The following is a 4,170-nucleotide window of genomic DNA, read 5'->3' on the forward strand; positions in this document are numbered from 1 at the left end:
ATGACAAACATCACGAAAGGCCGGGGAATCGCGATGGCGGCCGAAGTCGCCAGTGCCAAGCAGCGCCTCGAACGGGCCGAGCTCGCGATTGAGCGCTCGGAAAAGATGGTGGCCCAAAACATCGAGCGGTCGGGCAGGATTCGGCGTCTGATCGAGGCCACACAAGATCAATAGCCTCCACAAAGGATCCCGTGCGGGCAGAACCAAGCCGGCGCAGGGCCAACTCTGCGACAAGCGCTGGCCACCCTTACGTGGAACCGGCGCCACTTGCGCTGCTCCGCTCAGGAGGACAACCATGCCAGATGACAAAAGCAGGCGTGATTTTCGTGATCGAGACCGCGTTTCGGGCGACGAGGAATACGAGGTCGGCGATCTCGCCAGCAAATTCCAGCTTACTGGTGGAGCATATTCGGCCCTTCGCGAACCACAGGGACGCCAAACACAACCGGGTGAAGTCGGTGCGCACAGTTCACCATTCATTTACAATATTAGCGGAGGTTGAAACTCGGACATGCTAGGTAGCTCGTACATGCCCTTAGCCTCGGTGCAGATCCAGCGCCGGGGCTTTTCTGTTTCGCGGCTGGGTAGGCCTGTCCGCACTCCTGCTTGACTGCGCGGACTGCGAGAACAACGCCTCGCGGGTTCCCAATCCTTGCAAACAGTTAGATCCGGGAGCTAAGTGCGGCATAGGCTGGTAGGGCAGGAGACCAGAGCGATCTTTCGAAGAACGAAGCCGTCCTCTCTCACGAATCGGCTGCTTGAACGTACACTTTCCATAGAAACCTCCCTTCTGACCGCTGAGCAGGTTGCCGCTTCGCAAGTACTCTCGGCACAGAGAAAAATATTGGAGGGTTTTATCCGAGCTTGACGCATCAAGGAACTCAAAGGGGTTGTCTCTCAGGCCACCCTACGCAACATTAGCGGTTGCTATTGCGTTCGCCAATTCTTCTTCTGTAAACGGCTTGCTGAGAATCTTGATGTCGCGAGTCCCCGGGAGTTCGGCGTAGCCCGTTGCTATAATGACGGGTACGTGCGGCCACTGGACTTTGATCGTATTCGATAGCTGCAGGCCCGTCATTTTCGGCATAGCATGATCCGTTATAACGAGGTCGAACGGGTGCTCCTCCAAAAGCCTGAGGGCTGCCGCCGCAGAATGCGCCTCCGCGACAGTATGGCCGAGATCCTCGAGCATTGCCGCGGTATTCAAAAGGACCAGGGCATCGTCATCCACTGCCAGGATCCGCAGCGACGCCGTCTCAATGGCTTCCTCGGCAAGAACATCCGGCCCGCGCGCGACTTCCGAGCTCGCGGTGGCGACCGGCAGCCACAGTTCCGCCGTCGTCCCTGCTCCCTTGCGGCTCCTAAGCGTCAGGCGCCCGCCCATTTGTTCTGTCATCCCATGTACCATAGACAGACCGAGACCCGTGCCTTTGCCAACGCCTTTTGTGGTGAAGAACGGTTCTGTCGCCCGAGCTAGTGTTTCTTCGTCCATTCCTTCGCCAGCGTCTGCTACCGAGAGGCAGACGTATGGGCCTGGGGCCAAGCCTGCCTCTTTGCTTTCGCCGACCTGTTCCATCCGAGTGGAGATGACGATCGTTCCGCCGTCAGGCATCGCATCCCTGGCATTGACGCACAGATTGAGCAATGCGAGTTCGATTTGACTTTCATCCACCATCACATGATCGAGCGAGAGCGGAAATTTGGTCTCGATAGTCGCTCTTGAGCCCAGCGATCGCTCCAAGAGCTCCTTCATTCCATGTATGAGCTCAATCAAATCGACAGGCTTCGGATCGAGTTGCTGCCGCCGCGCGAAAGCCAGCATGCGCTGCGTCAACGACGCTCCCCGTCGCGCCCCGAGCACGGCATTATCCAGAAGACGCAGCAATTGTGGATCGTCAGGTAGCCGTTTGCGCAGCAGCTCAAGACTACCCAGAACCGCCATCAGCAGATTGTTGAAGTCGTGAGCGACACCGCCCGTCAGCTTACCGATCGCATCCATTTTTTGTGACTGGAAAAGGGCTTCGCGTGCCTGATCCAATGACTCCTGCGCCTTCTTCCGTTCCGTTATGTCCCGCGTAACCTTCGCGAAACCCAGGAGTTCGCCATCCTCGTGCCGAATGGCGTCGATGACCACATGGGACCAGAACGCAGTACCGTCTTTGCGTATCCGCCAGCCCTCGCGCTCAACTCGCCCCTCGCGAGCAGCGATTTCCAAGGCGCTTTGCGGAGTGCCTCGCTCGCGATCCTCGGGCGTGTAGAACTGCGAGAAGTGCTTGCCGACTATTTCGTCGGCCGAGTAACCTTTGATGCGTTCTGCACCCGAGTTCCAGCTCGTGATTACGCCTTCAGGATCAAGCATATAGATCGCGTAGTCCGTCACGCCCTGAACCAGGCGCTGGAACTGCTCCTGACCTCTCCGGATTTCATCCTCCGCTTTCTTGCGCTCGGTAAGATCACGGGTGACTTTTGCGAAGCCGGTTAATTTGCCGCTTGGATCGAATATAGGATCAACCACAACATGAGCCCAGAAACGGCTCCCGTCGCGACGCACTCTCCAGCCCTCGGTTTCAAATTTGCCATTGCGGGCTGCTGTCTCCAGAGTCCGCGATGGAAGACCAGCTTCGCGATCTTCCTGCGTGTAGAAGCACGAGAAATGCTGACCGATGATCTCGCTCGCGGAATAGCCTTTGAACCGCTCTGCCCCCGCGTTCCAACTCGTCACGGTTCCCGAACGGTTCAACATATAGATCGCATAATCGGTAACGGCCTCGACGAGAACGCGGTAGCGATCCTCATCGGCTTTATCGACGGTCCCTTGAATCATACCCCATCCGTTCATCTGTCAACTTCATGAAACTGCTGGCGTCTCGGATGGTTCCACAGACGAGGGGAAGGCGTGCGTCCTTATGTGGCACAGGCCGTGATTGCCGTGGCCTGCAACGAGCTACTTGCCTGACGGCGGCGCGGCCATTACAGAAACTGGAATTCCAGATACTGGGGTCGGGCCGCCGGTCGGTCTACCCAGGTTCTACTTCGAACCTATGATTATGGCGGCTTACGATTCCTGTTTGGAGACGAGGGCGGAATGACCGAGCGAAAGAAGCAGCCCGTTGTAAGTTCCGGCATTGCCGGCTTGGACGAAATTCTTCGCGGTGGATTGCCCGCTTCCAACTTCTACATCGTGCAAGGCGATCCAGGCGCAGGCAAGACGACCGCGGCCTTGCAGTTCCTGCGCGCCGGTGTGGCAGCCGGTGAACGCTGCATCTATGTCAGCCTTTCGCAAACCGCCGCCGAACTGCAGGCGATTGCGTCTTCACACGGCTGGACGCTTGATGGGATTCGTGTTGAGGAATTGTCCGCTTCGGAGACCCTGAGTGGCGCGGCCGATCAGACGATTTTCCAGACTGCCGACCTTCGATTGGATGAAACGCGCAAGGCGATTGAACGCGCGATCGAAGAACACAAACCCCACAGGCTTGTTTATGACTCGCTGCTCGAGATCCGGCTGATTACCGGTGACACACCGAGGTTCCGGCGCGAACTGATTGGCTTCAAGGCCTTCCTTGCCAAACGGGGCATTGTGGCGGTGTTGCTCGACACCCAGACCAGCGGAGGCGATCACAACGGCGAGGAAATCGAGGGCATTGCCCACGGCGTGATCCGGCTTGATAAATCTCTCGAGGACTACGGCGGCGTGCGCCGGCGCATTGAAGTCAGCAAGATGCGCGGCGTGCCGTTTGCTGACGGTTATCACGATATGGCCATTCGCGAGGGCGAGGGCGTTGTGGTGTTTCCGAGGATTGTGCCAGGGTCGCCTCCCGAAGTGACCAAGCCGCAACTGATCAAGTCAGGGGTAGACGCTCTCGACGAGATGTTCGGCGGCGGCCAGGAATCGGGAACCATAACGCTCGTGATTGGTCAGTCGGGAACAGGCAAGTCGACGATGTCTTCGCTTTACGCCACTGCCGCGCTTCAGCGCCGCGAAAGCGTGGCCCTGTTCCTGTTTGAGGAGCGACTGGAGACTTTCTTTCGCCGGTCCGAGGGCCTTGGGATGGATCTTCGGCAGTTCCACAAGGATGGCCAACTTGTCATCTACGATTTTAGTCCCAACGAAATCTCGCCTGGGGAGTTCGGCCAGATTGTGCAGCAAGTCGTCAGTCGCAACAATAC

At 57.9% G+C, this 4,170-nt stretch carries 3 protein-coding genes; 2 read left to right on the forward strand and 1 reads right to left on the reverse strand.

Features of this window, described 5'->3' with window-relative positions; all coding sequences use genetic code 11:
• Positions 1-295 precede the first annotated feature (295 nt).
• The gene (locus EN984_RS24725) at positions 296-502 is read left to right on the forward strand and encodes a DUF3606 domain-containing protein (protein WP_127268872.1); all 207 of its coding nucleotides are present in this window, start codon (positions 296-298) and stop codon (positions 500-502) included.
• A 405-nt stretch (positions 503-907) separates the two neighbouring features.
• Here EN984_RS24725 and EN984_RS24730 read toward each other — a convergent pair whose 3' ends face one another.
• On the reverse strand, positions 908-2,839 hold the full coding sequence (locus EN984_RS24730) for a PAS domain-containing sensor histidine kinase (protein WP_127268870.1): 1,932 nt from the start codon (positions 2,837-2,839) through the stop codon (positions 908-910).
• Positions 2,840-3,085: 246 nt separating this feature from the next.
• Between EN984_RS24730 and EN984_RS24735 the strand changes: the two genes are divergently transcribed.
• Positions 3,086-4,170 (forward strand): ATPase domain-containing protein (locus tag EN984_RS24735; RefSeq protein ID WP_127384014.1); only part of this gene is annotated, 1,085 nt, incomplete at its 3' end.

Origin of the sequence: Mesorhizobium sp. M7A.F.Ca.CA.004.12.1.1 (genome assembly GCF_003997835.1) — a bacterium.
Classification (GTDB): Bacteria; Pseudomonadota; Alphaproteobacteria; order Rhizobiales; family Rhizobiaceae; genus Mesorhizobium.